Source organism: Aestuariivirga sp., assembly GCF_020252395.1.
Classification (GTDB): Bacteria; Pseudomonadota; Alphaproteobacteria; order Rhizobiales; family Aestuariivirgaceae; genus Aestuariivirga.
In genome coordinates this window covers 81,513-106,464 of the sequence record NZ_JADCDB010000002.1, presented here as the reverse complement: position 1 = coordinate 106,464, position 24,952 = coordinate 81,513, and the positions used below count along the sequence as shown (strand labels likewise).

The window sequence follows — 24,952 nt, the reverse complement described above, 5'->3', positions numbered from 1 at the left end:
GAAGCCTCTTCGGAAAATCATTTCAAGCGAGATTTGGTAGGTTGAGCCCATCATCGAGGGAGGACATTTCAATGCTGATCGGCGTTCCGAAGGAAATCAAGAATCACGAATACCGCGTGGGCATGACGCCCACCTCGGTGAAGGAAGCCGTGCGCCACGGCCACGACGTCTGGGTGCAGGCCAATGCCGGTTCGGGCATCGGCGCCACCGATGCCGACTACACCGCCGCCGGCGCCAAGATCATCGCCACCGCGGCCGAGATTTTCGGCAAGGCGGGCATGATCGTGAAGGTGAAGGAGCCGCAGGCTATTGAGCGCAAGATGCTGCGCCCCGGCCAGATCCTCTACACCTACCTGCACCTCGCGCCCGATCCGGAGCAGACCAAGGACCTCGTGGCCTCGGGTGCGATCTGCATCGCCTACGAGACCGTCACCTCGCCGCGCGGCGGCCTGCCGTTGCTGGCTCCCATGAGCCAGGTCGCCGGGCGCATGTCGGTGCAGTCCGGCGCGCACTGCCTCGAGAAGGCACAGGGCGGCCGCGGCGTTCTGATCGGCGGCGTTCCGGGCGTTGCGCCGGGCAAGGTCGTGATCCTCGGCGGCGGCGTCGTCGGCACCAATGCTGCCGTCGTGGCGCTGGGCATGGGCGCTGACGTGACCATCCTCGAGAAGAACGTCGACCGGATGGAAGAGCTGGTCGCGCGCTTCGGCACCGCAGTGAAGACCATTTACTCCACGCAAGGAGCGGTGGAAGACGAATGCGCCGCGGCCGACCTGGTGATCGGCGGCGTGCTGATCCCGGGTGCGGCGGCCCCCAAGCTCGTCACCAAGGCGATGCTGAAGGACTGGAAGCCCGGCTCGGTGCTGGTCGACGTCGCCATCGACCAGGGCGGCTGCGCCGAAACCTCCAAGGCCACCACCCATGCAGAGCCAACCTATGTGGTCGACAACGTCATCCACTATTGCGTGGCCAACATGCCGGGTGGCGTTGCCCGCACCTCCACCTTCGCACTGAACAACGTCACCCTGCCCTTCGCGCTTGCCATCGCCAACAAGGGCTGGAAGAAGGCGCTGCTCGACGACGCCCACCTGAGGAACGGCCTCAACGTGGCCGACGGCCAGGTGACCTACAAGGCAGTCGCGGACGACCTCGGCTACGCCTATGTCCCGGCGGAGAAGGTCCTGGCCTGAGCCGGACTGACGATCTGACGACCGATACGGCCGGTGCAAGCCGGGCGTATTCGTTTGGGCGAATGAGCGCGCTGCGCAAATGGCCATGGGGCATCCTTGGCGAGGATGGCATTTGTCCCTCTCGGAGAAGGTGGGAGGCGCGGGCGCTGCCCGGCGCGGTGTGCCAGCTTGTGAGGCCGACGGAATGGCGCTGAGCAGCGCCCGCATCTGACAGGTCTTAGGCCTTGGGGAGAGAGCTTGCGCAACGATCCCAGATTGCCCCCCTTGCCCTTAGGGCGCGAAGGTCATAGTGCCTCCGGGTCTCTCCTTCTGCCCCCGGGAGTGATGCACACGTTAGGCATCACCTGCAGGCCCGCCCCCACCCCTCCCCCTCGTGGGGAGGGGGAGGGGTGGGGGGCGTGCCGCAGGGAACAGTGAGAAAGCGGGGTCCAGGCTTTCGCCGGGAACACACGGCATGAAGGGGTGTGCGGAAAACTCCCAGACGCAAAAAGCCAGCCCGGAGGCTGGCTTCAACACGTCGGCGGTGGCGGAAAGGCTTAGCCTTCCGACTTCACCGTCAGGACCTGACGGCCCTTGTAGAGGCCGGTCTTGAGGTCGATATGGTGGGGGCGGCGGAGCTCGCCCGACTTCTTGTCTTCGACCCAGGTCACGGTCTGCTCCTGGTGGCCCGAGCGGCGCATGCCGATGCGGCTCCTGGACATTTTCTTGCGTGGAACGGCCATTTGAAACTCCATAGGAAAAGGCGCGGCGAAGGACCCGCGCCCGTCATTTACGCGCGCTCTTAACCCAGTCTAGGGCTCAAGGCAAGTCAGATAGGCACCCATTCCGGCCATGCGGACGAGAATCCGGCTGGCCACCGCCCTGACCCCCCTGGACGGCTTGCCGGCATTGCGTTTGATCGGGTTCGGAAGCACCGCCGCCAGCAGGGCTGCCTCCTTTTTCGTGAGGTTTTTCGCAGGTTTATGGAAATGGTGCTGGGCTGCGGCCTCAGCCCCGTAGACGCCCGGGGCCCATTCCACGATGTTGAGGTAGACCTCGATGATGCGGCGCTTGGACCAGATCAGGTCGATCCACATGGCGAGGGGGATCTCGATCACCTTGCGGATGGCGAGCCTGCCGTCCCACAGGAACAGGTTCTTGGCGGTCTGCATGGGAATCGTCGAGGCGCCGCGGGTGGGGGCCTCGCCATCGTCCATGGCATCATCGATGATGCCCTGGAGCTCGATCCAGTCCACCCCATTGTGATCGCAGAAGCGGGCATCCTCGGAGGAAATGACGGCGCGGGCCAGCCAGGGCGACATGTCGTCGAGGCTGACCCAGTGCTTGTCGATGCCGTTCCCCGAGAGGGTGCGGAGGATCATGATGTTGGTGATGGGCGGCGGCACCACGGTGTAGATGATCGTGCCCACGATCGGCCAGGCCACCAGAAAGGCGAGGAGATAGAGTCCCCAGCGGAGGAAGCGGTTCTTCTGCAGGCGGCTGCGGAGCGAGCGGCGCATGGGCGGGGCCGTCTCCGGCTCGTCCGACGCTGCGGGCTCCGCCTCCAAGGGGTGGAGCGGTTCGCGCGCGAGGACGGCGGCTGGTTGAGTTTCTTCTGCCATGACCCTAATCAGAAGCGGCCTTAGCACAGGAATTTCGCCTTGTCCTTCCAGGATGCCCTCGCCCGCTGCGCCGCCGACACCGATGATCTGCTGAACCGGCTGCTGCCCGTCGACGCCTTCCCCGCCCCGCGGGTGACGGAGGCGATGCGCTATGCGGCACTGGGCCAGGGCAAGCGGCTCAGGCCCTTCCTGGTGGTGGAATCGGCCGCGCTGTTCGGCGTGCCGCGGGAGCGCGCGCTCAGGACCGGCGCCGCACTCGAATGCGTGCATTGTTATTCGCTGGTGCACGATGACCTGCCCGCGATGGACGACGACGACCTGCGCCGCGGCAAGCCCACCGCCCACAAGGCCTTCGACGAGGCGACCGCCATCCTCGCCGGGGATGCGCTGCTGACCTTTGCTTTCGAAATCCTAGCGGACGAGGCCACGCACCCCGCCGCAAACGTGCGCGTGGCGCTGGTGTCGAAGCTCGCCAAGGCCGCTGGTGTGGCCGGCATGGTGGGAGGCCAGATGCTGGACATCGAGGCGGAAACGGCGAGCGCCGCCGTGCTGGCGCACATCGGATTGATCCAGTCGCTAAAGACCGGGGCCTTGTTCCGCTATGCCTGCGAGGCGGGGGCGATCCTCGGGGGCGCGGATCCTGCCCCGCTCATCCGCTACGCGCAGAAGATCGGGCTCGCCTTCCAGATTGCCGATGACATTCTCGACGTCGAGTCCACGCCGGAAACGCTGGGCAAGGCGACGCAGAAGGACAAGGCCATGGGCAAGGCCACCTTCGTGGACCTGCTCGGGATGGACGAGGCGAAGAGGCGGGCCGCGGCGCTGGTGGACGAGGCGGAACAGAGCCTGTCAGTGTACGGAGAGAAAGCGCGGGTACTGAACGAGGCGGCAAGGTTCATCGTGGAGAGAAGGAAGTAGCACTTCGTCTTCTCCCTCCAAAGCGGGAGAAAACGTTTACCGACCCCATCGGCCCTTCACGTAATCCTCGACGATCCCCTTGAACTGCAGCGAGAGGTTCTCGCCCCTGAGCGTCATCGCCTTCTTGCCGTCGATGAAGATCGGGGCTGCCGGAAGCTCACCGGTGCCGGGGAGCGAGATGCCGATGTCGGCGTGCTTCGACTCGCCGGGGCCATTGACGATGCAGCCCATGACGGCGAGCTGCAGGGTCTCGAAGCCGGGGTAGTCGCGCCGCCAGTCGGGCATGCGGGTGCGGACGTAAGCCTGGATGTCCTGCGCCAGCTCCTGGAAGGTCGTGGACGTGGTGCGGCCGCAGCCCGGGCAAGCGATGACCATGGGGGCAAAATTGCGGATGCCCATGGTCTGCAGGATTTCCTGCGCCACGATCACCTCGCGCGTGCGGTCGCCGCCCGGTTCCGGCGTGAGCGAGATGCGGATGGTGTCGCCGATCCCTTCCTGCAGCAGCACGGCGAGTGCGGCCGTGGAGGCCACGATGCCCTTGGAGCCCATGCCGGCCTCGGTGAGGCCCAGATGCAGGGCGTAATCACAGCGGCGGGCCAGCGATCGGTAGACCGCGATCAGGTCCTGCACCTCGGAGCATTTTGCGGAGATGACGATCTTGTCCTTGGGCAGGCCCAGTTCCACGGCGCGTTCGGCCGACATGAGGCCTGACTGCACCACGGCCTCGTGCATCACGTCGCGCACGTCCATCGGGTCGGCCGACTTGGCGTTCTGGTCCATCAACTCTGTGAGCAGCGCCTGATCGAGCGAGCCCCAGTTGACGCCGATGCGCACCGGGCGGTCGAACTTCATCGCCGTCTCGACCATCATGGAGAAGTTACGGTCCTTCTTCTCGCGGAAGCCGACATTGCCGGGGTTGATGCGGTACTTGGCCAGCGCCTCGGCGCAGGCGGGGTGCTCGTTCAAAAGCGTGTGGCCGTTGTAGTGGAAGTCGCCGACGAGCGGCACGTTGACGCCCATGCGATCGAGCTTCTCGCGGATATGCGGCACGGCCCTGGCCGACTCCTCGCGGTCGACCGTGATGCGGACGAGTTCCGAGCCCGCGCGGGCCAGTGCGGCGGTCTGCTGGGCGGTCGCCTCCGCGTCCGCCGTGTCGGTATTGGTCATGGACTGGACGGCGACGGGGGCGCCGCCGCCCACGGTGACGTGGCCCACCTTCACGGGGACCGATTTGCGGCGGTTGCTGATCGCGGAATAGCTCATGGGTGTTAACTGGCCTGAGGACGAAGCAAGGTCAAGACGAAGAGCAGGCCCGCCGCAAGGACGATGGCGGGGCCGGTGATGGCATTGGCGAAGGCGGACAGCATCAGGCCCATGACCACCACCACGCAGGCAATGGCGGCGGCGGCCAGCGCCATCGCTTCCGGGCTATTGGTCAGCCGGCGGGCAGCGGCGGCGGGGATCACCAGCAGGGCGGTGATCAGCAGCAGCCCGACGATCTTCATAGAGATCGCCGTCATTAGCGCGATCAGGAGCACGAAGCCCAGTTCTACGCGTTTCACGCTGATGCCCTCGGCCTGGGCCAGTTCCTCATGCACCGATATGGCGATGAGGTCGCGCCACAAGAATCCAAGGATCAGCAGCACGGCCGCACCACCCGCCCAGACGACGGAAACGTCCTTCCAGTTCACCGTCAGGATGTCGCCGAACAAGAGGTCCATGTGGTCTCCCGCCGAGCCCGTGACGAGGCCAACAGTGACGATGCCGAGGGCGAGGGAGGAATGCGACAGAATGCCGAGCAGCGTGTCAGTGGCGAGGATCCGCTGGCTCTTCATCAGCATCAGCAGCAGCGCCACGGCGACAGCGGTGGCGACAGCACCCAGCGTGAGGCTGAAGCCCAGCAGTAGGCCCAGGCCCACACCGAACAGGCCCGAATGCGCCAGCGTCTCGCCGAAATAGGCCATGCGCCGCCACACGATGAAACAGCCGACGGGGCCCGCCACCGAGGCGATGGCGAGGCCGGCGAGCAGCGCGCGCTGGAAGAAGGGCTGGGTGAGGATGTCAAGCACGAGGGTCAGTGCCGGTGATCGTGATGGAGATGGTCATGCCCGCAGCCGTGGCTCTCATGGTCATGATCGTGGTGGTGGGTATAGGCGGCGATCATGCGCGCCGCGGCGGGGCCGAAGAGCTTGGCGAATTCCGGGTCCTGCTGGACCTTGATGGGGCCGCCCTCGCAGCAGACATGGCCGTTGAGGCAGATGACATGGTCGCTTTCCGCCATCACCATGTGAAGATCGTGGCTGACCATCAGGATGCCGCAGCCGTGGCGCTTGCGCACTTCGGAGATCAGCTCATACATGCGCGCCTCGCCCATGAAGTCGACGGCCTGCACCGGTTCGTCCAGCACGAGAAGCTGCGGCTTTCTGAGAAGCGCGCGGGCGAGCAGCGCGCGCTGCAGCTCGCCGCCCGAGAGGCGGGAGACGGTCGCATTCTTCAAGTACGAGATGCCCGTCTCGGCGAGGGCCTCGTCGATCTCGCTGTCGCTGGGCTTGAGGGTGAGCGAGAGGAGGCGGCGCACGTCGAGCGGCACATTGGCGGTGAGCGGAAAGCGCTGCGGCACATAGCCCACCCGCAGGTCTTTCGGCCGGATGATTTCGCCCGAGGTCAAAGGCTGGAGGCCGAGCAGGCAGCGCACGAGGGTCGACTTGCCGGCGCCATTGGGGCCGATGACGGTGACAATCTCGTTGGACCGCACGTCGAGATTGACCTGGTCGAGGATGGTGCGGCCGCCGATGGCGAGGGTGGCATCGCGCGCGCTGAGAATGGCGTTGGCGACCTTCAGCATCAGCGGGCCTCATGGCAGGTGGCGCAGAGGCCGGTGAGCTCCACCACGCTGCGGTGGACCTCGAAGCCCTGCGCCCTGGCGGCGGACTGAAGCGCCGCGAACGTCTCAGGCGCATCGAGCTCGGCGACGAGACCGCAGCTTTCGCAGACCAACAGGGCGGCGGGCTGGCCCTCGTGCGGGTGGGTGCAGGCGATGAAGGCGTTGCGGCTCTCGATCTTGTGGACGAGGCCATGCGCCTCGAGGAAGTCGAGCGCGCGGTAGACGGTGATGGGCGCCGGACGCGGCCCATGGCCCGCCATGCGCTCGATGATGTCATAGGCGCCGACCGCCGAATGGCTTTCGGCCACGCAGTTCAGCACCTCGCGGCGCTGGCCAGTAAGGCGGGAGCCGCGCCGCTCGCAGGTGCGCTCGGCCCGCGAGAGGATCTCGGCGGTGCAGGTGGCATGGTTGTGGTGGGGCGCCGGGAAGGACATGGACGTTATAATATTACATGCTTGCGGGAAGTTCCAGTTCCATCCACCATGGCCTTGAAAATCAGGAGTTCCGCCATGTCCCAACACAGCCACGGGTCTGCCACATCGACGGTTTTCGTGGAGAATGACCGGGTCATCGTCACCGAATGGCGCTTCGCGCCGGGCGCCAACACCGGCTGGCACAAGCACGGCCACGACTATGTGGTCGTTCCCCTGATGGACGGCAAGGTGCGGCTCGAGACGCCCACCGGCCCGGCGCACGCCGAGATGAAGGCGGGTGTTCCCTATTTCCGCCATGCCGGAGTGGAGCATGACGTGATCAACGCAAATGATACCGAATATGCCTTCATCGAGATCGAGCTGAAGTGAACATTCTCGTCCTCAATGCGGGTTCCTCCTCCCTCAAATTCGCCGTCTTCGACGGCGGGCTGAAACTGCTGATGAAAGGCCAGGTCTCCGGCATCGGATCGAAGCCGCGGTTGGAAGCCGACGGCCATTCCAGCCGCGAGGTGCCGCATGTGACGAGCCCCGGCGAAGGCTTGCTGGTGGCGGCGGAATGGCTGGCCGATAATGGCCATGAACCCGGCCAATTCATCGGTATCGGCCACCGCATCGTGCATGGCGGCACGCAATATGTGTCGCCCGTGGTGGTGGACGACCAGGTGCAGCGCGATCTTGACGCGCTGCGCATGCTGGCGCCCTTGCACCTGCCCTTCGGCCTCGGCGTGCTGCGCGAGATGCGCCGGGTGGCTCCGGAGGTGCCGAATATCGCCTGCTTCGATACCGCATTCCACGCCACGCAGCCGGAACTGGCCACCCGCCTTCCGTTGCCGCGCAACTATTTCGACAAGGGCTACCGGCGCTACGGCTTTCACGGGCTCAACTACCAGCACGTCGTGGAGGCGCTGCCGCGGATTTCGGGCAAGCCCCTGCCCCGCCGGTTGCTCGCGGCACACCTTGGCTCCGGCGCATCGATGTGCGCGATTTTCGACGGCAAGAGCGTGGCCACCACCATGGGCTTCTCGACCGCCGACGGCCTCGTCATGGGCACGCGCACCGGCTCGATCGACCCCGGCGTTCTGGTGGCGCTGATGCGCGACGAGCACATGGACCCCGGGCAGCTTGAGGACCTGCTCTACCGCAGAAGCGGGCTTTTGGGCCTTTCGGGCATCTCGGCCGACATGCGCGTGCTGCTGGCGAGCGGCCGCACCGAGGCGAGCGAGGCGGTGGACCATTACTGCTATTCCGCCGCGCGGCATGCCGCGTCTCTCGTGCCGGCCCTGGGCGGGGTCGATGCCATGGCCTTCACCGGCGGCGTGGGCGAGAATGCGGAAACCGTCCGTGAACGGATCATGTCGCGTCTAGAGTGGCTGGGAATTGGGCCCGGGAACGTCTATGTCGTCCCAGCCAACGAGGAACTCGCCATCGCGCGCGGCGTAAAGGAGCTGCTCTAGAAGCATCGTGCGGGCAAGTGGAATCGCTTGCGAAGCGAAAGACGCTCCAGATTCAAAAGCTGGCGCAACTTTCGGCGTGAATGTGAACGTCGATTTCTGCTCCGGCGTCGTCCACCACCCGAACGCGGTCAGGCCCGGTCTGTTCGTGCCGGTTTTCGCCGCGGGCCGCGCGCCGAGCTGGACGGTGCAATGCCCCGGGCGGCTGCGGAACAACCTCCTCATCCGCTTGCTGACGCCCTGCAACGGCCCGGAAGCCCGCGCCTACTTGCCAATTTCGCAGCGCTGAGCCAGACAGCAGCACACCGATCAGCTCGATGGCTTGCCGCTCAGTGCCGCATCGAGCTTGCGGTCGCGGCCATAAATGTCCGGCCGGAATTCGATCGAGCCGCCATCGCCCTCGAAGGCGGTGGCATAAATCAGGTGGACCGGGATGTGCTGGGGCAGCGGCACGCGCGTGGTCTTGCCGCTTGCGAAGGCCTGGTCGATCTTCGGCTTCGGCCAGCCGGCAAAGCCGCCCACCAGGCGATTGGCGAGGTCAATCGGCCGCGACAGGCGGATGCAGCCATGGCTGAAAGCGCGTGTGATGGCGAGGAACTTGTCCTTCGCCGGCGTATCGTGGAGATAGATGTTGTAAGGGTTGGGCAGCATGAACTTCACTTTGCCCAGCGCGTTCCTGGGTCCCGGCTTCTGACGGAAGGTGAAGGGGAAATTGCCCTTGCCATAGGCATTCCAGTTGATGCCGCCCCAAGAGGCCAGCTTGCCGTTCATGAAGACTTCGAAGTCGCCCGCATAGGCGGAAGGATTGCGCCGCAGCTTCGGCAGCATCTCGCCCGTCGCGATGGAATAGGGCACCGTCCAGGTGGGGTTGATCTCGACATACTCAAGCTCGTCGGAAAACTCCGGCGTCTGGGTGGCGACAGCGCCCACCACAACGTCCATGCGGTCGACGATGTCCTCGTTCTGGATTTCGCTCAGCTCGAAGGCGGCGAGGTTCACCATATAGTGGTGTGCGCCGAGGTCTTCCGGCATCCAGCGCCAGCGCTCCATGTTGAGCATGACCTGGCGGGCACGGTTGGCCGGCGGCACATTGAGTGCGAGAATCGTCTGCTTGCCGATGATGCCCCTGGGCTCCAGCCCGTTGCGCAGCTGGAAACTGCGCACGGCCAGCACGGTGGAGGAATCGTAAAGGTCGCCCTGGCCGGCTCCGCCGCCCGGATGATCTCCGGTCAGCATCAGCTTCTCGCGGATGTCAGGGATGCGCGGATCGCTGTCACCCGGCTTGATGTCGGCGCCCATCGGGATCGCGTCCCAGTCGACCGACTCCGACATGGCGCGGTAGAGCGCGAGAATCTTTTTCAGCGCCTGGTAATGCGGGTTGTGCGGCTCGAACGCGTCGAGGAAGTCGCCGGGGTCATTCTGCTTCGAGAAGCCCGTCATGATCGCCAGCACATCCACCGTCTTGCGATTGCGGTAATTCTTCGGGTCAACCTTGGTGGGCGTCAGCCGGCCGATCTTCAGGTCAGTCGCATAGTTGACGAAGAAGGCGGTGAAGAACAGTTCGGCCAGCGCCGCGCTATCGGCATCGTTCGGATCGATCGTGTCACGCAGCTGGATCAGCGCGTCGATGGGATAGTCGGCGGGGTTGAGCCCGTCGTCACCGGCATCGGCCAGCCGCTGCAAGAAGGGCGTCATGCGCCCGGTGCCCACCCAGTAGATGGGCGCCTGGTCGCGGATATAATGCGCGATCAGCGCCGGCCGGATGCGCTCCAGTGGCAATGGCAGACGATCCGGCCCGTTCAGCACGTCGGCGATCGCCGTCTGAACCTCCGCCGGCGGCGGGGCTGCCGTCGTGGGCTTGGCATGGGCGCCGGCGGCAAGATATGCGCACACCAGCATTGCAAGGAGAAGTCTCGTCGCCGTCCGCATCAATCGTCCACCCTCACACGTTCAGCAGGAGGTACTCGCGCTCCCACGAGCTGATGACCCTCCGGTAGTTCTGCATCTCCTGGTACTTCACGTCATTATAGGCTTCGCAGAACTTTTCGCCCAGCACCTGCTTCAAGGCTTTCGTATAATTCAGCTTGTCGAGACTCTCGTCGAGGCTGATGGGCAGGGTATGGGCATAGCGGTAGGCCGAGCCCTCAACCGGGTCCGACGGCTTGATGCGCTCCACCATGCCGAGATAGCCGCAGGCGAGCGAGGCGGCGAAGGCGAGGTAGGGATTGGCATCCGCCCCCGGCACGCGATTCTCGACGCGGGTGTTGTTGGGATCCGACGACGGCACGCGCAGCGAGACGGTGCGATTGTCGATGGCCCAGTGGACATTGGTGGGCGCATCCGAATCAGGCACCAGGCGGCGGTAGGAATTGACATTCGGCGCGCACAGCGACAGCGCCGCCGCGAGGTAGCGCTGCAGGCCGCCGATGTGGTTGAGGAACTGCTTCGAGGGCGAACCGTCCTTGTTGGCAAAAATGTTCTTTCCGGTCTTCAGGTCCATCACCGACTGGTGGATGTGCATGGAGGAACCGGGCTCATTCTCGTGCGGCTTGGCCATGAAGGTCGCATACATGTCGTGCTTCAGCGCCGCCTGGCGCACCGTGCGCTTGAACAGGAAGACCTGGTCGGCCAGTTCCAGAGGGTCGCCGTGGTTGAAGTTGATCTCGAGCTGGGCGGGGCCGCTTTCGTGGCTCAGCGTATCGACGTCAAGTTCCTGCGCCTCGCAGTAATCGTAGATGTCTTCAACGATCGGGTCGAAGTCGTTGGCGGCATCAATGCCATAGGCCTGGCCGCCCGGCTCCTTTCGGCCAGAACGCCCGATGGCTGCATCGAGCGGATAGTCGGGATCGATATTCTTCTTGACGAGGTAGAACTCGAGCTCTGGCGCCACGACGGGCTTCCAGCCCTTGTCCTTATAGGCCTGCAGCACGCGCTTCAGCACGTGACGCGGCGAAATCAGCACCGGCTCGTCGTCGAGGTGAAAGGCATCGCAGATCACCTGCGCGGTCGGCTCCTGGTACCAGGGCACGAAGCGGATCGTGTCAGCGTCGGGCTTCATGTAGATGTCGATGGCGCTGTCGGAGACGGCGCGCGTATCCTGCGTGTAGCGGCCGTTGATCGTCAGCGTGAAGACTTCCTCGGGGATGCGAAGCCCGCGGGAGCGGTTGCCGGAAAGAAATTTCTTAGGCGGAAGAATCTTGCCGCGCGCCGTGCCGTTCATGTCGGCCACGAGGCATTCAACCTCGCTGATCTTGTGCTCGCTCAGCCATTCCTCAAATCGCGATTGGGTCATGATTGTCCAAGTATTGTTGCAACGGCCCACTGTAGCGCGGAAGCTTGACCGAACAAAAGGGGGGCCGCTAAACCCTCATTATCATGCCGAACTCCATTTTCGCCCCGAGCTATTACCAGGCCACCGCAACGCCCTCGCCCGCCTATGCCGCACTGGCGGGCGAAATATCCGCGGATGTGTGCATTGTGGGAGCGGGCTATACAGGGCTTTCGGCCGCCGTGGAGCTGGCGGAGGCGGGTTACAGGGTGGTGGTCGTGGAAGCGGAGACAGCCGGCCACGGCGCCTCGGGGCGCAATGGGGGGCAGATCTGCACCGGCTTTTCCTCAGGCCAGGACAAGATCGCCGGCCAGCTGGGCCGCGATGACGCCCGCAAGTGCTTCGACATCGCCGAAGAGTCAAAGCGCCTGCTGGTGGATCGGATCAAGCGATACAACATCGATTGCAACCTGCGCTGGGGCTATCTCCACGTGCTGCCCAAGCCCAACCGCATGGACGGGCTGAAAGAGTGGAAGGACGAGTGGGACGCGCTCGGTTACACCGACACCCAGATCCTAGACGCTTCCCAGCTTGCGGAGAAGCTCGGCACGCGCGCCTATCACGGCGCGCTGCGCGAGGGCGGGGCGGGGCATTTCCATCCGCTGAACTATTGCCTGGGGCTTGCACGTGCCGCAACGGAAGCGGGTGCCGTCATCCATGAGCATTCGCCGGCTGTCGAGGTCGATACGAGTTCGAAGCCGTTCGTGCGCACGGCTCATGGCAAGGTCAATGCACGCTTCGTGATCGTCGCCTGCAATGGCTATCTGGGGCGCCTCGTGCCGCAGCTTTATGGCAAGGTGCTGCCGGTGACGAGCTATATCATCGCCACCGAGCCCCTGGGCGAAAACCGCGCCCGCGCGCTGATCCGCGACGGCGAGGCGGTGGCGGACACCAATTTCATCGTCGACTATTTCCGCATCACCTCCGACACGCGCATGCTGTTCGGCGGCAAGGCGAGCTACACGACCCGCGAGCCCTCACACCTGGCGCCCGAGATGCGGGAGTCGATGGTGAAGATCTTCCCGCAGCTGCGCGATGCGAAGGTGGATTTTGCCTGGGGCGGCTACATCGCCATCACCCACAACCGCATTCCGGACTGCGGGCGCCTGAGCCCCACCGCCTATTATGCCCATGGCTATTCCGGCCAGGGCGTAGCGCTGGCGGGCATCTATGGCAAGCTGATCGCCGAAGCCGTCCGCGGCACGGCGGAGCGCTTCGATTTGCTGTCGCGGGTGCGGCATATCCCCTTCCCCGGCGGACCCGTGCGCGTGCCGCTGCTTGCCGCCGCCATGTTGTTTTACCGTATCAAGGATGCCCTGGGCTGATGAGCAAGCTGTTCTCCCCCGTCACTTATCGCGGCATGACCCTTAAGAACCGGGTGATCGTCGCGCCCATGTGCCAGTATTCCGCACAGCATGGCTTTGCCAATGACTGGCACCTCGTGCATCTCGGCCGCTTCGCGCTGGGCAGCTTCAGCCTTGTCATCGTCGAGGCCACCGGTGTGACGCCGGAAGGCCGCATCTCCTATGGCTGTCTCGGCCTGTGGGAGGATGCGCAGATCGCGCCGCTCAGGCGCATCGTCGAATTCCTGCACCAGAATGACGCCAAGGCCGGCATCCAACTCGCGCATGCGGGGCGCAAGGCAAATGCGCCCATCCCGTGGCGGGGCAGCTTCAACGAGACGGACGCCGAAAAGCAAACGCTGGGCTTTGAATCCTGGACGTCCGTTGCGCCCTCGGCAGAGCGGCACACCGCATCCTATCCGGTTCCGGCAGCCCTCGATGCTGCGGGCCTCGCCCGCCTTCGCGACGGCTTCGTGGGGGCCGCCCGGCGGGCCGAAGCCGCGGGCTTCGACATGATCGAACTCCATTCCGCCCATGGCTATCTGCTCAACCAGTTCCTCTCGCCCGTCGCCAACAAGCGTGACGATGATTATGGCGGCAGCCTCGGGAACCGCATGCGCTTTCCCCTTGAAGTGGCCCGCGCGGTGCGCGCGGCATGGCCCAAGGACAAGCCCGCCTTCGTGCGCATCTCGGTGACCGACTGGATCGAGGGCGGCGTGACGGTGGAGGAGAGTGTGGCTTATGCCAAGGAGCTGAAGGCCATCGGCTATGACCTCGTGCACTGCTCGTCCGGGGGCTTCGATGGCGCGAAGATTCCCGTCGGGCCGTTGTATCAGGCGCCGCTGGCCGAGGCGGTCCGGAAAGGTGCGGATGTGCCGGCCGCAGCAGTGGGCCTGATCTCCAAGGCTGAGGAGGCCGAGAGCATTCTCGAAAAGGGCCAGGCCGACCTGATCGCACTGGCCCGCCAGGCGCTGGATGACCCGAACTGGCCGCTGCATGCGATGCGCGAACTGCTCCCCGGGGACACATACGGGAACTGGCCCCAGCAGGCGGGCTATGCCGTGCGCAACAAGGACCGGGCGCTGGGGCTGGCGAAGTAGCCCCTATTCCGCGATGGGCACGGCCCTCGCGCCCCTCTGCCAAGCCTTGAGGCAGAGGTATTCCATGATCAGCGAGGAGGCCGCGAGCGACGTGATCTCGGCGTGATCGTAGGGCGGCGACACTTCCACAACGTCCATGGCGACGAAGTTCACGTCCGTCAGCCTGCGGATGATCGAGGCCGCCTGGTGATAGCTGAGGCCGCCGGGGATGGGCGTTCCCGTTCCGGGCGCCACAGAGGGATCGAGGCAGTCGATGTCGAAGGTGAGGTAGGCCTTGTTGGCGCCCACCACCTTCCGGATAATGCCGGCCATCTGAGCCGGCGTCGATTCATGCACTTCGTCGGCATAGACGATCCTGAAGCCGTAGGTCCGCTCGCCGGCGAAGACCGTGCGGATGCCGATCTGGACCGATTTCTTCGGGTCGATCAGGCCTTCCTTCACCGCGTAGCCGAACATGGTGCCATGGTCGATCCGGCCGCCGTCATCGGGTTCGACGTCGCGGTGCGCATCGAAATGAACGAGCGACAAAGGGCCGTGCTTCCTGGCGTGTGCCTTCAGCAGCGGATAGGTGACGTAGTGGTCGCCGCCGAGCGAGATCATCTCGGCGCCGGATGAAATGATCTCCGTGGCGTGGTCCTCCAGCCGCTGCGGAAAATTCTCCTTGCGGCCCCAATCGAAGAAACAGTCGCCATAATCGACGACGGCGAGCGTGTCGAAGGGATCGAAGTTCCACGGCCAGAACGGGCCCCAGGCATTCTCGGCGGAGGCCTTGCGGATGCCCTCCGGCCCCATGCGCGTGCCGGAGCGGTGCGACACGGCCTGGTCGAAGGGAATGCCGGTGACGGCGATGTCCACGCCCTTGAGATCGCGCGAGTACTTGCGGCGCATGAAGGAGAGTGCGCCGGCATAGGTGGGCTCCCACTGCGTGCCCTTAAGCTGTTCGCGGCGGAAGGCACTGTCGCCCGGGAAAGGGCCGTCAGGGTTCATCTCCAGCGACATTCGCCTACTCTGTCAGGACAATCGAATCTTCGGGAGCCCAGGACACCCAAACGGTCTGGCCGCGCTCAACTCCGGAGCCGCCGAGCCGCGTATCGTTCTGGACATTGACCGAGAGGTCGAGCCCGTCCGCCGCCTCGATGACGACGTGACTCGTGTCGCCGTAATATGCGACGTCACGCACCTTGCCCTGAACCCGGATGGCGCTGGCCGGTTCCGTTGTGGCGATCTTGAGCTTTTCAGGCCGCACCGCGACGGCCACCGTGCCGCCCACCAGCCCGTCGCTTGCCAGTTCCATGCGGCCAACGCCTTTCAGCTCGCAGTCGATCTTGCGGCCGATCTGGCGGTGCACGCGGGCATCGATGAGATTCACCTTGCCGATGAAGTCGGCAACGAAGCGGCTTTTCGGATGCTCGTAGAGCTCGCCGGGCGTCGCCACCTGCTGGACCGCGCCCTTGTCCATGACGGCGATGCGGCTCGCCATGGACAGCGCCTCGTCCTGGTCATGCGTCACGATGATGAAGGTGATGCCGACGGTTTCCTGCAGCCGCGTCAATTCCATGCGCATGTCGTCGCGCAGCTTGGCGTCGAGGGCCGAGAGCGGCTCGTCCAGCAGCAGCACCTTGGGGCGCTTGACGAGGGCCCGGGCGAGCGCCACGCGCTGGCGCTGGCCGCCCGACATCTGGTCCGGCTTGCGGGTGGCGAGTGCGGTGAGCTTCACCATGTCGAGGGCTTCACCGGCGCGGCGCTTGATCTCGTCCGGGGCAACGCCCGTCACCTTCAGGCCATAGGCCACATTCTGCTCCACCGTCATGTGGGGAAACACCGCATAGGACTGGAACACCATGTTGGTGGGCCGCTTGTTGGGCGGCGTGAAGGCCATGTCCTCGCCGCCGATGATGATCTGGCCGGAGGTGGGCGTTTCAAGGCCGGAGATCATGCGCAGGAGCGTGGTCTTGCCGCAGCCAGATGGACCAAGGAGCGCGAAGAACTCGTTCTGCGCAATATCAAGCGAAACATTGTCGACGGCGGTGACGCCGCCCGGAAAGGCCTTGGTGACGTTGCGGATGGAAACGATGGCGTCTGACATGATGTTCAACCCTTGTCCGCCTTGGGCGGCGCCTGGAGCTTCATTGCGAGGACGGTGGCAACCACGGTGATGACGATCAGCACGGTCGAGGCCGCGTTGATCTCCGGCGAGACGCCGCGGCGCACCAGCGAATAGACCTTGACCGGGAAGGTGACCGTTTCAGGCCCAGAGGTGAAGAAGGTGATGACAAAGTCATCGAGCGACAGCGTGAAGGCCAGAAGTGCTCCGGCGATGAGGCCGGGCTTCATGTAGGGCACGATGATCGACCAGAAGGTCTGCCATTCGGAGGCACCCAGGTCCTTCGAGGCTTCCTCGAGCTGGCGGTTGAAGCCCACGAGGCGCGAGCGCACGACCACCGCCACGAAGGGAAAGCAGAAGGTGACATGCGCGAAGATGATGTTGCCGAGGTTCAGGGGCCACGGCATGTGGACGAAGAACTCCATCAAGCCTGAATTGACGAAGAACAGCAGCAGCGCCACGCCCATGCAGATTTCGGGGATCACGATGGGCAGCGCCATGAAGCCCTCATAGGCGCCCTTCAAGGGAAAACGGAAGCGCCACATCAGCAGCGCGGTGAGCGCTCCCAGCACGGTGGCGATCACCGTCGCAATAACGGCGATCACCAGCGAGTTGGTGAGCGCCTCGATCAGCGAGGCGTTGTTCCAGGCCTTGGCGTAATTGTCGAGCGTGAAGCCGCGCCACACCACACCGCGCTTATCGGTGTTGAAGGAAAAGGCGACGAGCGTGATGATAGGCGCATAGAGCACGAAAAAGTTCACACCGAACAGCGCCTTGAGCCAGGTGCGGCTGCCGTAGTCGAGGGGTCCCTGCCCCGGTTTCAGCTGGGCGGCCATCAGACGTCCACTCCCTTGCTGCGAAGGGTGAAGAGATAGCGCAGCGCCAGCGCGCCAAAAGTGGCGTACATCAGCAGGAAGGACAGCGCCGCGCCGAAGGGCCAGTCATTGGCCGCCTTGAACTGGCGCTCGATGACATTGCCGATCATCAGCGCATTGGCGCCGCCCAAGAGGTCCGGCGTGAGGAAGGAGCCGAGACACGGGATGAACACGAGGATGATGCCGGAGACGATTCCCGGCATGGTGAGCGGCACGGTGACGCGCATGAAGGTCTGGAACTGCGAGCCGCCGAGATCGAGACTGGCTTCGAGATAGGATTTGTCGAGCCTTTCGATGGTGGCATAAAGCGGCAGCACCATGAAGGGCATATAGACATAGACGAGCCCGAAGATGACCGCGAAATTATTGTAGAGCATCTCGTAGGGGCCGAGGCCCACCCAGCCCAGGATCTTGTTGACGTATCCCTGGGTGCGGAACACCGCGATCAGCGCGTAGGTGCGGATGAGGAGGTTGATCCAAAAGGGCAGCACGACGAGCAGAAGCAAGAGCGGCTTCCACTTGTCCTTGGCGAAGCAGATGCCGAAGGCGATGGGATAGGCCGTGAGCAGGCACAGCGCGGTGGCCAGTGCCGAGATCCACACCGACTTCCACATAATGCCGAGATACAGCGGATCGAAAGCGCGGATATAATTGCTAAAGCCAGTGAGGTAATCATAGCCGGTGATCGACACCTGGCCATCGACAATCGCCTTGTCGCTGAATGACATGACGAAGAGGAAGCCGAGCGGGATGATAAAGAAGGCCAGAAGCCACAACGATGGCGGCATCCCTAGGGTCCAGAAGACCCGCGGATTCTGTTTCCAGTTCTCCAAGATGCGTTCACTCCCCCTTTAGCCGTTTTCTTTGAAGCTAGCCCAGCACGGCACGGCACGGCAACCCCGGCTATAACCTTGCGAACGCCCGGCCGATGGCGGCAACCGCAAAATCGGCATCGGCCCGGCTAAACACGATGGGCGGCCTGATCTTCAGCACATTGCCCGATTTTCCCTCACCGCCCACCAGCGCCCCTTCGTCACGGATGAGGTTCAGAAGCCGGTGCATGACACCTCCGGCGGGCGCCTTTGACGCCCGGTTATGCACCAGTTCCACGCCTGTTGCGAGGCCCACGCCGCGCACGTCGCCGATCAGGGAATGCTTCTGCATGAGGCCTGACAAGCCCCGGCGGAAATAGGCGCCGGTGTCGCGCGCATTCTCCAGCAGGTTCTCGTCGCGGATCACGTCCAGCACGGCCATTCCGGCGGCACCTGCAACATTGTTGCCCCCGAAGGTGGAGAAGAAGGGCCCGAACTGCAGGAAATGCGACAGGATCTCAGGCCTGGTGATGACGGCGCCCAGCGGATAGCCATTGCCGGCCGGCTTGCCGATGGTGATGAAATCGGGTGTCACGCCATGGTGGCGGTGGCCCCAGAAGGAAGGGCCCATGCGGCCGAAGCCGGACTGGACCTCGTCCGCAATGAACAGCCCGCCCGCTTGGCGTACGCGCCCGGCAATGCCCTGCAGATACCCCGCCGGCGCATCGAGGATGCCGTTGGTCATGAAGGCCGAGTCGACCATGACTGCGGCAACGCCGAAGCCCTTCTCCCGCAATTCTGCAATGAGCGGACCGGCCAGCGCGGCATAACACTCGCCCACGTCAGCGTCCTGCGCGCCATAGGGGCCGCGATAAACATCGGGCGCCGGGAGCAGGCGGATATGCGGCGCATTCCAGTGCGCAGGCGCGTTGGAGGGCGAGAAGGCGTCGATCGCCTCGCTCACGCCGTGATAGGCGAAGTCCATGCACAGGCCGCCGGTATGGCCGGTAAAGGCCTTGGCCATGCGCCAGGCGAGATCATTCGCCTCGCTGCCGGAATTGACGAAGGTGACGGCGGTCAGGCCCTCGCCCGCAAGTTCGGTCAGCCGCTCGGCATATTCCAGCGCCTGGTCGGTGATGTAGCGGGTGTTGGTGTTGAGCGTGCGCGCCTGCCGCGCGATGGCCTCGGCCACGTAGGGGTGCGCGTGGCCCACATGCGGCACGTTGTTGTAGCAGTCGAGATAGCGCCGGCCATCGGACGCGGTGAGCCACACGCCCTCGCCCTTCACGATGTGCAGGGGCGGATCGTAGAAGACATAGAGCTTCTCGCCCATCACCCGGCGGCGGCGCGCAATCGCCTCCTCCGCCGTCTTCGGGTGCTGCGGAGGCGCGCCCGGGAAGGCCGCGGCGCGGCGGATGAGCGCCCGGACTTCGTCATGCCCGATCCTCCGCAGCTCGCGGATCATCGGCATGCTGCGGCTATTGAAGGCCTGGAAATAATCCTGCGAGGCAATGCCGTTCGAGGCCTTCAGCGCATCGACCAGCGGCGTCATCAGCAGGCGGGCCTCGATCAGGTCCACGAGCGCATCGGCCTCCGCCTCTTCCAGCGGCGTCACGCTGCGATAGCCGCGCACCAGTTCGAAGATGGTGCCGGCGGCATTCATGTCAGGCGTCAGGAAATCGCCCGCGGCATTTGCGAGATCGAGAACGAGCGGCCCATGCACCATGTCGCCGAAGTCGATGATGCCGGTGACGCGCCCCTGCGCATCGACGAGCACATTGTGCGGGTGCACGTCGCCGTGGATGATCTGGGCCCGCATGCAGCGCAGCGCGGGCGCGGTGACGGCCTCGTGCCGCGCCAGGATCTCGGCGGCCAGCGCGCGGTCTTCGGGGGCGAGGTTCCCAACTTCGGGGGCGAGCCTCCGGATGTTGCGGGTGTCCCAGACGAGATCACGCTCGGCCGGTGCGCCATGGATGAAGCCGCGCAGCGCCAGCCCAAGGCGCGCCAGCAGCTGCCCCATTTCGAACAAGGCCTCGCGCGCCAGCGTCTCGCCGCCCAGCACACGGCCTTCGAGCCAGGAGAGCGCCATAATGGGGTAACTGCTGGCGCCATGCGTGAGTCCGCCAAGCAAGACGCCGTCACGCGTGCGGATAAGGCGCGGCACGGTGAGTGCGGGATCAGCTGCGGCGATGTGCTCCAGCGCGGCGGCCTGGCATTGCAGCACCGCATCCCCTTCCGCCGGGTGGCAGACCTTGAATACAGTGCTACGGCCATCGCTGTTCTTGATCCGGTAATTCTGGTCACGCTCGCCTTCCAGCGCTGACCATGCCCCGCTCAGTCCGTAATACTCCAGTGCGAAAGCCTGGAGCAGGTCGAGAGGCAGGGCGGGCGGTCTCAGCGTATCGAGCATGATGCTCCGGACGTTGGAACGAAAAGGGGCGGCCCTTGCGGGACCGCCCCGAGATGGCCCCGGTTAAGAGGCGCGGATACGCGTCCAGATCTGGTCGCGCTGCTTGATGGCTTCCTCGCCGAGATAAAGGTTCGGCTCGCACTTGGCCAGCGCGCTGGCGGGCGGGAAGATGACGGGATTGTTCTGGTAGTCCGTCGGCATCAGGTCTCTCGCCGCCTTGTTGGTTGTGGCATATTGGATGGTGGTGGCGATGCCCGCACCCTCCTTTGCGTCGAGAATGAAGTTGAGGAAGGCCATGGCGTTCCCTGGGTGCGGCGCGCCCTTCGGCACGGCCATGGTGTCCTGCCACACCAGCGAGCCTTCCTTCGGCACCACGTAGTCGAGGTCCGTGTCCTCGGTCATCACTTGCTTGATGTCGCCATTCCACTCCTGGCAAAGCTTGACCTCGCCCGAGGCCAGCAGGTCCTGTCCGTTGTCGGGCGCGAAGACCTTGATGTTCTTCTTCTGCGCGATCAGCAGGTCTTCGACCTTCTTTAGCTCGTCCGCATTGGTCGAGTTCCACGAATAGCCGAGATACTTGAGGCCGGCGCCCAGCACGTTCTGCTGGTCGGCGAGCATCGAGATGGCGCCCGCATATTCGTCTGAGTCGAGGAGCACCTTCCAGCTGTCGGGCGCCGCACTGACGGCCGACTTGCGGTAACCGATGCCGATGGTGCCCCACATGTAGGGGATCGAGTACTTGCGGCCCGGGTCGAACTGCGCGTCCTGGAACAGCGTGTCGATGTTGGTCATGTTGGGGATCTTGGAGTGATCGAGCGGGATCAGCATGTCCGCCTTGATCATGCGCTCGAGATAGTCATTGGTCGGCACGATCACGTCATAGCCGGGGTTGCCGCCCTTGAGCTTGGCGAAGAGCTCGTCATTGTCGGCATAGAGATCCATCTTCACCTCGATGCCGGTGGCATCGGTGAACTCGGCGAGCGTGTTCTCGCCGATATAAGTATCCCAGTTGTAGAAGTTCAGCTTCTTCTCTTCCTCGGCCATGGAAAAGCGCGGAAGGAAGGTGAGGCCAGCAAACAGCGCGCCTGTGCCCCGCAGGACAGCGCGGCGGTTGGGACGGAACCGCGGACGGAAAGTGGGCATTCTCGTAAATCCTTTCGTTCGTTTGTTTTGGGCACCGCAAGCTTCGACCGCCCGGTGCAGACAGCGGCCCCATTCTGGTGAGAGAACTTAGCGTTCCCTCACCCCCCGGCCAATCTGAATCTACTTAAGCTTTTTTAATCTCGAACGACTTCAGCCTTGACCTGGGCATAGGTCGCGTCCAGGGCGGCCCGGGCAAGGCGGACCAGCTCATCGATCTCCTTCCTGGCGATGACCAGCGGCGGCGCCAGCACCATGGTGTCCCAGCAGGCGCGCATGATCAGGCCGTTCTTGAAGCAATTGTCGCGGCACATGGCGCCTACCCGGCCCGGGCTGGCGAAACGGCCGCGCCTGGCCTTGTCGTTGGAGAGCTCGATGGCGCCGATGAGGCCCACCGAGCGCGTCTCGCCGACGATCGGATGGTCGCGCAGCGAGGCCAGCGCCCCGGCGAAATAGGGGCCGATGTCGCGGGTGTTGCCCACCAGGTTCTCGCGCTCGATGATCTCGATGTTCTTCAGCGCCACAGCGGCCGCCACCGGGTGACCGGCATAGGTCATGCCGTGGTAGAACTCGCCGCCCAATTCGAAAAAGTCCTTGATCAGGTGGTCGGCGAAGGCCACCGCGCCAATCGGCAGGTAACCTGACGACAGGCCCTTGGCCATCGGCACGATGTCGGGCTCGAAGCCCATGGTCTCAAAGCCCCACCAGTTGCCGGTGCGCCCGAAGCCGCAGATGACTTCGTCGGAAATGATCAGCACGCCATGCTTCCGGCAGATGCGCTGAACCTCCGGCCAATAGGTCGGCGGCGGGATCAGCACGCCGCCCGCACCCTGGATCGGCTCACCGATGAAGGCGGCGACGTTGTCGGGGCCAACCTCGAGGATCTTCTTCTCGACCTCGGCCGCAGCCTCGACGCCGAATTCCTCCGGCGTCTTGTCGCCGCCGAAATCGAACCAGTGCGGCTGCTGCACGTGGTGGAAGCCGGGGAACTCGGTGCCCACCTGGTCATGCATGCCCTGGAAGCCGCCGAGATTGGCCGCCACCATGGTGGAGCCGTGATAGCCGCGGGTGCGGGCGATGAAGTGCTGGCGGTAAGGCTTGCCCTTCAGCTTCCAGTAATGGCGCACGAAACGCACGATGGTGTCGTTCGATTCCGAGCCCGAATTGGTGAAGAAGATGTGCTTGAAGCGCTTCGGCATCACCGAGGAGATCTTGGCGGCGAGCTCCGTCGCCGGAACCGTCGTCGTCTTGAAGAAGGTGTTGTAGTAGGGCAGGTCGAGCATCTGCTTGTAGGCAGCCTCGGCCAGTTCCTTGCGGCCATAGCCCACATTCACGCACCACAGGCCCGACATGCCGTCCAGGAGCTTGTGGCCATTGCCGTCCCAAATCCAGATGCCGTCCGCCTGGGTCATCACCCGCGGCCCGCCCTCGGCATGGAAGGACTTGTGATCGGTGAAGGGGTGGAAGTGATGCGCGATGTCGTTGCGGATGACTTCGGCGATGTCGATGTTCTTGTTCAGGACGTTCATGGCACTCTCCAAACTGAATACAGTGAATGGCCCCAAGCCGGCGCCGGCGGGGCAGGCAATCAGATAAAATGCGGAATACTTACGGCTTGAATCCGATGCGCGCGCAATGAAGCATGACTTCATCATACGCGGTCTTTGACCAGATGGGCAAAATCGCCCCTGATATGGTCGCGTGGAAACACATGCGGCGCTTATGCCATTTCCGCCGTCCCTTGGCAAGGAACAGGCGGGCGAACCTTGCATCACCCCGCGAAGGCCGCCGCCATCAGCCGCCTCGTATAATCTTCCCGCGGGCGTTCCATCACCTCGCCGGGACTCCCCTGTTCCACTACACTGCCATCCTTCATCACCATGATGTGGTCGGCCATGGCGCGCACCACGGCGAGGTCGTGGCTGATGAAGAGGTAGGAGAGGTTGTTGGCCTGCTGCAGGTCCCTGAGCAAATCCACGATCTGCTTCTGCACCTGGCGGTCCAGCGCCGAGGTCGGCTCGTCCAGCACCACCACTTTTGGTTTGAGGATGATGGCGCGCGCGATGGCGATGCGCTGGCGCTGGCCGCCCGAGAATTCATGCGGGTAGCGGTTGCGCAGGCCTGGATCGAGCTGCACCTCCTCCAGCGCCCGGGCGGCACGCCGGTCCCGTTCGGCGCGGGACATGGAGGGCTCGTGCACCAGCAGCCCCTCGGTGACGATCTGGCCCGCCGTCATGCGCGGGCTCAGAGACCCGAAGGGGTCCTGCAGCACGACTTGCAATTCGCGGCGCAGGGGCCGCATCTCCTCGCGCGGGAGGTTCTGGATCGAGCGGTTCTCGAAGGCGATGGCGCCCTCGCTGGGGAGAAGCCGCAGCACGGCGCGCGCAAAGGTGGACTTGCCGGAGCCAGATTCGCCGACGATGCCGATAGTCTGGCCCTGGCGCAGCGTCATCGACACGCGGTCCACCGCGCGCAGTTCGAGCGGCGGGCCGGACAGGAATCCGCCGCCGATCCTGAAGGTGACGCGCACGTCGGTGGCGTCGATCATCTTGCGGGCATTGGGCGCAACCGGCAGTTTGCGGCCCGTGGGCTCGGCCTCAAGCAGCGCCTTGGTGTAAGGATGCTTCGGGTTCGCGAAGAGCTCGGCCGTCTCGCCCTCCTCCACCACCTCGCCGCGGCGCATAACATAGACCCGGTGCGCGATGCGCTTCACGATGTTGAGGTCATGGGTGATGAAGACCATTCCCATGCCGAGGCGCTGCTGCAGGTTCGCCATCAGCTCCAGGATCTCAGCCTGGATGGTGACGTCGAGAGCCGTCGTCGGCTCGTCGGCGATCAGCAGGTCCGGGTTGTTGGCAAGCGCCATGGCGATCATCACCCGCTGGCGCTGGCCGCCGGACATCTCATGCGGGTAGGAGCCCATGCGGCGCTCCGGCTCCGGGATGTGCACCATGCGCAGCATCTCGATGGCCCGCGCCCGGGCCTCCGCTGCACCCAGCCGCCGGTGCTTGCGGATCGGCTCGATCAACTGGCCGCCGATGGCGTAGAGCGGGTCGAGCGAGGTCATCGGCTCCTGGAAGATCATGGTGATCTTGGCGCCGCGGATGTCGTTCAGCTGGGATTTCGAGATCGCCAGCAAATTGGTCCCGCGATAATCGACCGCGCCGGTGGCCTTGCCGTTGGACGCGAGAAGGCCCATCGCGGCCATCATCAGCTGGCTCTTGCCGGAGCCCGATTCGCCGACGATGGCGACGGTCTCGCCCGCGTTCACATGCAAGTCCACGCCCTTGACCGCCTCGACGGCGCCGTCGGGAGTGGCGAAGCTTACCTTCACGTTCTGGATGTCGAGGATGCGCCCGCTCATG

23 protein-coding genes are annotated in these 24,952 nt (G+C 64.5%); 7 read left to right on the top strand and 16 right to left on the bottom strand.

What is annotated here, in order from left to right; all coding sequences use genetic code 11:
• Nucleotides 1–71 precede the first annotated feature (71 nt).
• A complete protein-coding gene (ald, locus tag IOC82_RS01785) occupies nucleotides 72–1,187 on the top strand; it encodes an alanine dehydrogenase (protein WP_290544457.1) in 1,116 nt (371 codons plus the stop codon).
• Between the two features lie 536 nt (nucleotides 1,188–1,723).
• On the opposite strand, the gene rpmF is transcribed toward ald, so the two are convergent.
• Both rpmF and mtgA read right to left on the bottom strand, forming a co-directional pair.
• On the bottom strand, nucleotides 1,724–1,909 hold the full coding sequence (rpmF, locus tag IOC82_RS01780) for a 50S ribosomal protein L32 (RefSeq protein WP_290544456.1): 186 nt from the start codon (nucleotides 1,907–1,909) through the stop codon (nucleotides 1,724–1,726).
• 69 nt (nucleotides 1,910–1,978) lie between these two features.
• Nucleotides 1,979–2,788, bottom strand: a complete 810-nt coding sequence (gene mtgA / locus IOC82_RS01775; protein ID WP_290544455.1) for a monofunctional biosynthetic peptidoglycan transglycosylase — start codon at nucleotides 2,786–2,788, stop codon at nucleotides 1,979–1,981.
• A gap of 39 nt (nucleotides 2,789–2,827) precedes the next feature.
• Here mtgA and IOC82_RS01770 point away from each other — a divergent pair, with 39 nt between their 5' ends.
• Nucleotides 2,828–3,706: a polyprenyl synthetase family protein gene (locus tag IOC82_RS01770; protein ID WP_290544454.1), complete on the top strand. Its 879-nt coding sequence runs from the start codon at nucleotides 2,828–2,830 to the stop codon at nucleotides 3,704–3,706.
• 36 nt (nucleotides 3,707–3,742) lie between these two features.
• On the opposite strand, the gene ispG is transcribed toward IOC82_RS01770, so the two are convergent.
• From ispG to IOC82_RS01750, 4 genes are read right to left on the bottom strand one after another with little or no spacing between them, the layout of a single operon-like run.
• Nucleotides 3,743–4,969 carry a flavodoxin-dependent (E)-4-hydroxy-3-methylbut-2-enyl-diphosphate synthase gene (ispG, locus tag IOC82_RS01765; protein ID WP_290544453.1) on the bottom strand — a complete coding sequence of 409 codons (1,227 nt, stop codon included), beginning with the start codon at nucleotides 4,967–4,969 and terminating at the stop codon, nucleotides 3,743–3,745.
• Between the two features lie 5 nt (nucleotides 4,970–4,974).
• Complete coding sequence (locus IOC82_RS01760) at nucleotides 4,975–5,775, bottom strand: iron chelate uptake ABC transporter family permease subunit (protein WP_290544452.1); 801 nt, start codon at nucleotides 5,773–5,775, stop codon at nucleotides 4,975–4,977.
• Between the two features lie 5 nt (nucleotides 5,776–5,780).
• A complete protein-coding gene (locus tag IOC82_RS01755; RefSeq protein WP_290544451.1) occupies nucleotides 5,781–6,551 on the bottom strand; it encodes a metal ABC transporter ATP-binding protein in 771 nt (256 codons plus the stop codon).
• Nucleotides 6,551–7,024: a transcriptional repressor gene (locus IOC82_RS01750; protein ID WP_290544450.1), complete on the bottom strand. Its 474-nt coding sequence runs from the start codon at nucleotides 7,022–7,024 to the stop codon at nucleotides 6,551–6,553. The genes IOC82_RS01755 and IOC82_RS01750 overlap by 1 nt, the downstream gene beginning before the upstream one ends.
• Before the next feature lie 75 nt (nucleotides 7,025–7,099).
• On the opposite strand from IOC82_RS01750, the gene IOC82_RS01745 reads away from it, so the two are divergent.
• The 3 genes from IOC82_RS01745 to IOC82_RS01735 all read left to right on the top strand — a co-directional run bounded on the left by IOC82_RS01745 (nucleotide 7,100) and on the right by IOC82_RS01735 (nucleotide 8,764).
• Complete coding sequence (locus IOC82_RS01745) at nucleotides 7,100–7,393, top strand: cupin domain-containing protein (RefSeq protein ID WP_290544449.1); 294 nt, start codon at nucleotides 7,100–7,102, stop codon at nucleotides 7,391–7,393.
• Nucleotides 7,390–8,478 (top strand): acetate kinase, encoded by a 1,089-nt coding sequence (locus IOC82_RS01740; RefSeq protein WP_290544448.1) that lies wholly within the window; start codon nucleotides 7,390–7,392, stop codon nucleotides 8,476–8,478. Before IOC82_RS01745 ends, IOC82_RS01740 begins: the two co-directional genes overlap by 4 nt.
• An 82-nt stretch (nucleotides 8,479–8,560) precedes the next feature.
• Nucleotides 8,561–8,764 carry a citrate/2-methylcitrate synthase gene (locus tag IOC82_RS01735; RefSeq protein WP_290544447.1) on the top strand — a complete coding sequence of 68 codons (204 nt, stop codon included), beginning with the start codon at nucleotides 8,561–8,563 and terminating at the stop codon, nucleotides 8,762–8,764.
• Nucleotides 8,765–8,784: 20 nt separating this feature from the next.
• Here the strand turns inward: IOC82_RS01735 and IOC82_RS01730 are convergent, their stop codons facing one another.
• Both IOC82_RS01730 and IOC82_RS01725 read right to left on the bottom strand, forming a co-directional pair.
• Nucleotides 8,785–10,374 (bottom strand): L,D-transpeptidase family protein, encoded by a 1,590-nt coding sequence (locus IOC82_RS01730; protein ID WP_290544446.1) that lies wholly within the window; start codon nucleotides 10,372–10,374, stop codon nucleotides 8,785–8,787.
• Between the two features lie 43 nt (nucleotides 10,375–10,417).
• A complete protein-coding gene (locus IOC82_RS01725; RefSeq protein WP_290544445.1) occupies nucleotides 10,418–11,767 on the bottom strand; it encodes a glutamine synthetase family protein in 1,350 nt (449 codons plus the stop codon).
• A gap of 83 nt (nucleotides 11,768–11,850) precedes the next feature.
• Between IOC82_RS01725 and IOC82_RS01720 the strand changes: the two genes are divergently transcribed.
• Both IOC82_RS01720 and IOC82_RS01715 read left to right on the top strand, forming a co-directional pair.
• Nucleotides 11,851–13,128 carry an FAD-binding oxidoreductase gene (locus IOC82_RS01720; protein ID WP_290544444.1) on the top strand — a complete coding sequence of 426 codons (1,278 nt, stop codon included), beginning with the start codon at nucleotides 11,851–11,853 and terminating at the stop codon, nucleotides 13,126–13,128.
• Nucleotides 13,128–14,246 carry an NADH:flavin oxidoreductase/NADH oxidase gene (locus IOC82_RS01715; RefSeq protein ID WP_290544443.1) on the top strand — a complete coding sequence of 373 codons (1,119 nt, stop codon included), beginning with the start codon at nucleotides 13,128–13,130 and terminating at the stop codon, nucleotides 14,244–14,246. Before IOC82_RS01720 ends, IOC82_RS01715 begins: the two co-directional genes overlap by 1 nt.
• A gap of 3 nt (nucleotides 14,247–14,249) precedes the next feature.
• Here the strand turns inward: IOC82_RS01715 and speB are convergent, their stop codons facing one another.
• The 8 genes from speB to IOC82_RS01675 form a co-directional block, all read right to left on the bottom strand.
• Nucleotides 14,250–15,245 (bottom strand): agmatinase, encoded by a 996-nt coding sequence (gene speB / locus IOC82_RS01710; protein WP_290544442.1) that lies wholly within the window; start codon nucleotides 15,243–15,245, stop codon nucleotides 14,250–14,252.
• Between the two features lie 4 nt (nucleotides 15,246–15,249).
• A complete protein-coding gene (locus IOC82_RS01705) occupies nucleotides 15,250–16,332 on the bottom strand; it encodes an ABC transporter ATP-binding protein (protein WP_290544441.1) in 1,083 nt (360 codons plus the stop codon).
• A 5-nt stretch (nucleotides 16,333–16,337) separates the two neighbouring features.
• Nucleotides 16,338–17,186 (bottom strand): ABC transporter permease, encoded by an 849-nt coding sequence (locus IOC82_RS01700; RefSeq protein ID WP_290544440.1) that lies wholly within the window; start codon nucleotides 17,184–17,186, stop codon nucleotides 16,338–16,340.
• Nucleotides 17,186–18,013, bottom strand: coding sequence for an ABC transporter permease (locus IOC82_RS01695; RefSeq protein ID WP_290544439.1), 828 nt, complete (start codon nucleotides 18,011–18,013; stop codon nucleotides 17,186–17,188). The genes IOC82_RS01700 and IOC82_RS01695 overlap by 1 nt, the downstream gene beginning before the upstream one ends.
• A 115-nt stretch (nucleotides 18,014–18,128) precedes the next feature.
• Entirely contained in the window at nucleotides 18,129–20,447 is a 2,319-nt protein-coding gene (locus tag IOC82_RS01690; protein WP_290544438.1) for an aminotransferase class III-fold pyridoxal phosphate-dependent enzyme, read from the bottom strand.
• Between the two features lie 63 nt (nucleotides 20,448–20,510).
• Complete coding sequence (locus IOC82_RS01685) at nucleotides 20,511–21,590, bottom strand: spermidine/putrescine ABC transporter substrate-binding protein (RefSeq protein WP_290544437.1); 1,080 nt, start codon at nucleotides 21,588–21,590, stop codon at nucleotides 20,511–20,513.
• Between the two features lie 134 nt (nucleotides 21,591–21,724).
• Nucleotides 21,725–23,116 (bottom strand): aspartate aminotransferase family protein, encoded by a 1,392-nt coding sequence (locus IOC82_RS01680; RefSeq protein ID WP_290544436.1) that lies wholly within the window; start codon nucleotides 23,114–23,116, stop codon nucleotides 21,725–21,727.
• A gap of 242 nt (nucleotides 23,117–23,358) precedes the next feature.
• Nucleotides 23,359–24,951 carry an ABC transporter ATP-binding protein gene (locus IOC82_RS01675; protein WP_290544435.1) on the bottom strand — a complete coding sequence of 531 codons (1,593 nt, stop codon included), beginning with the start codon at nucleotides 24,949–24,951 and terminating at the stop codon, nucleotides 23,359–23,361.
• Nucleotide 24,952 lies beyond the last annotated feature (1 nt).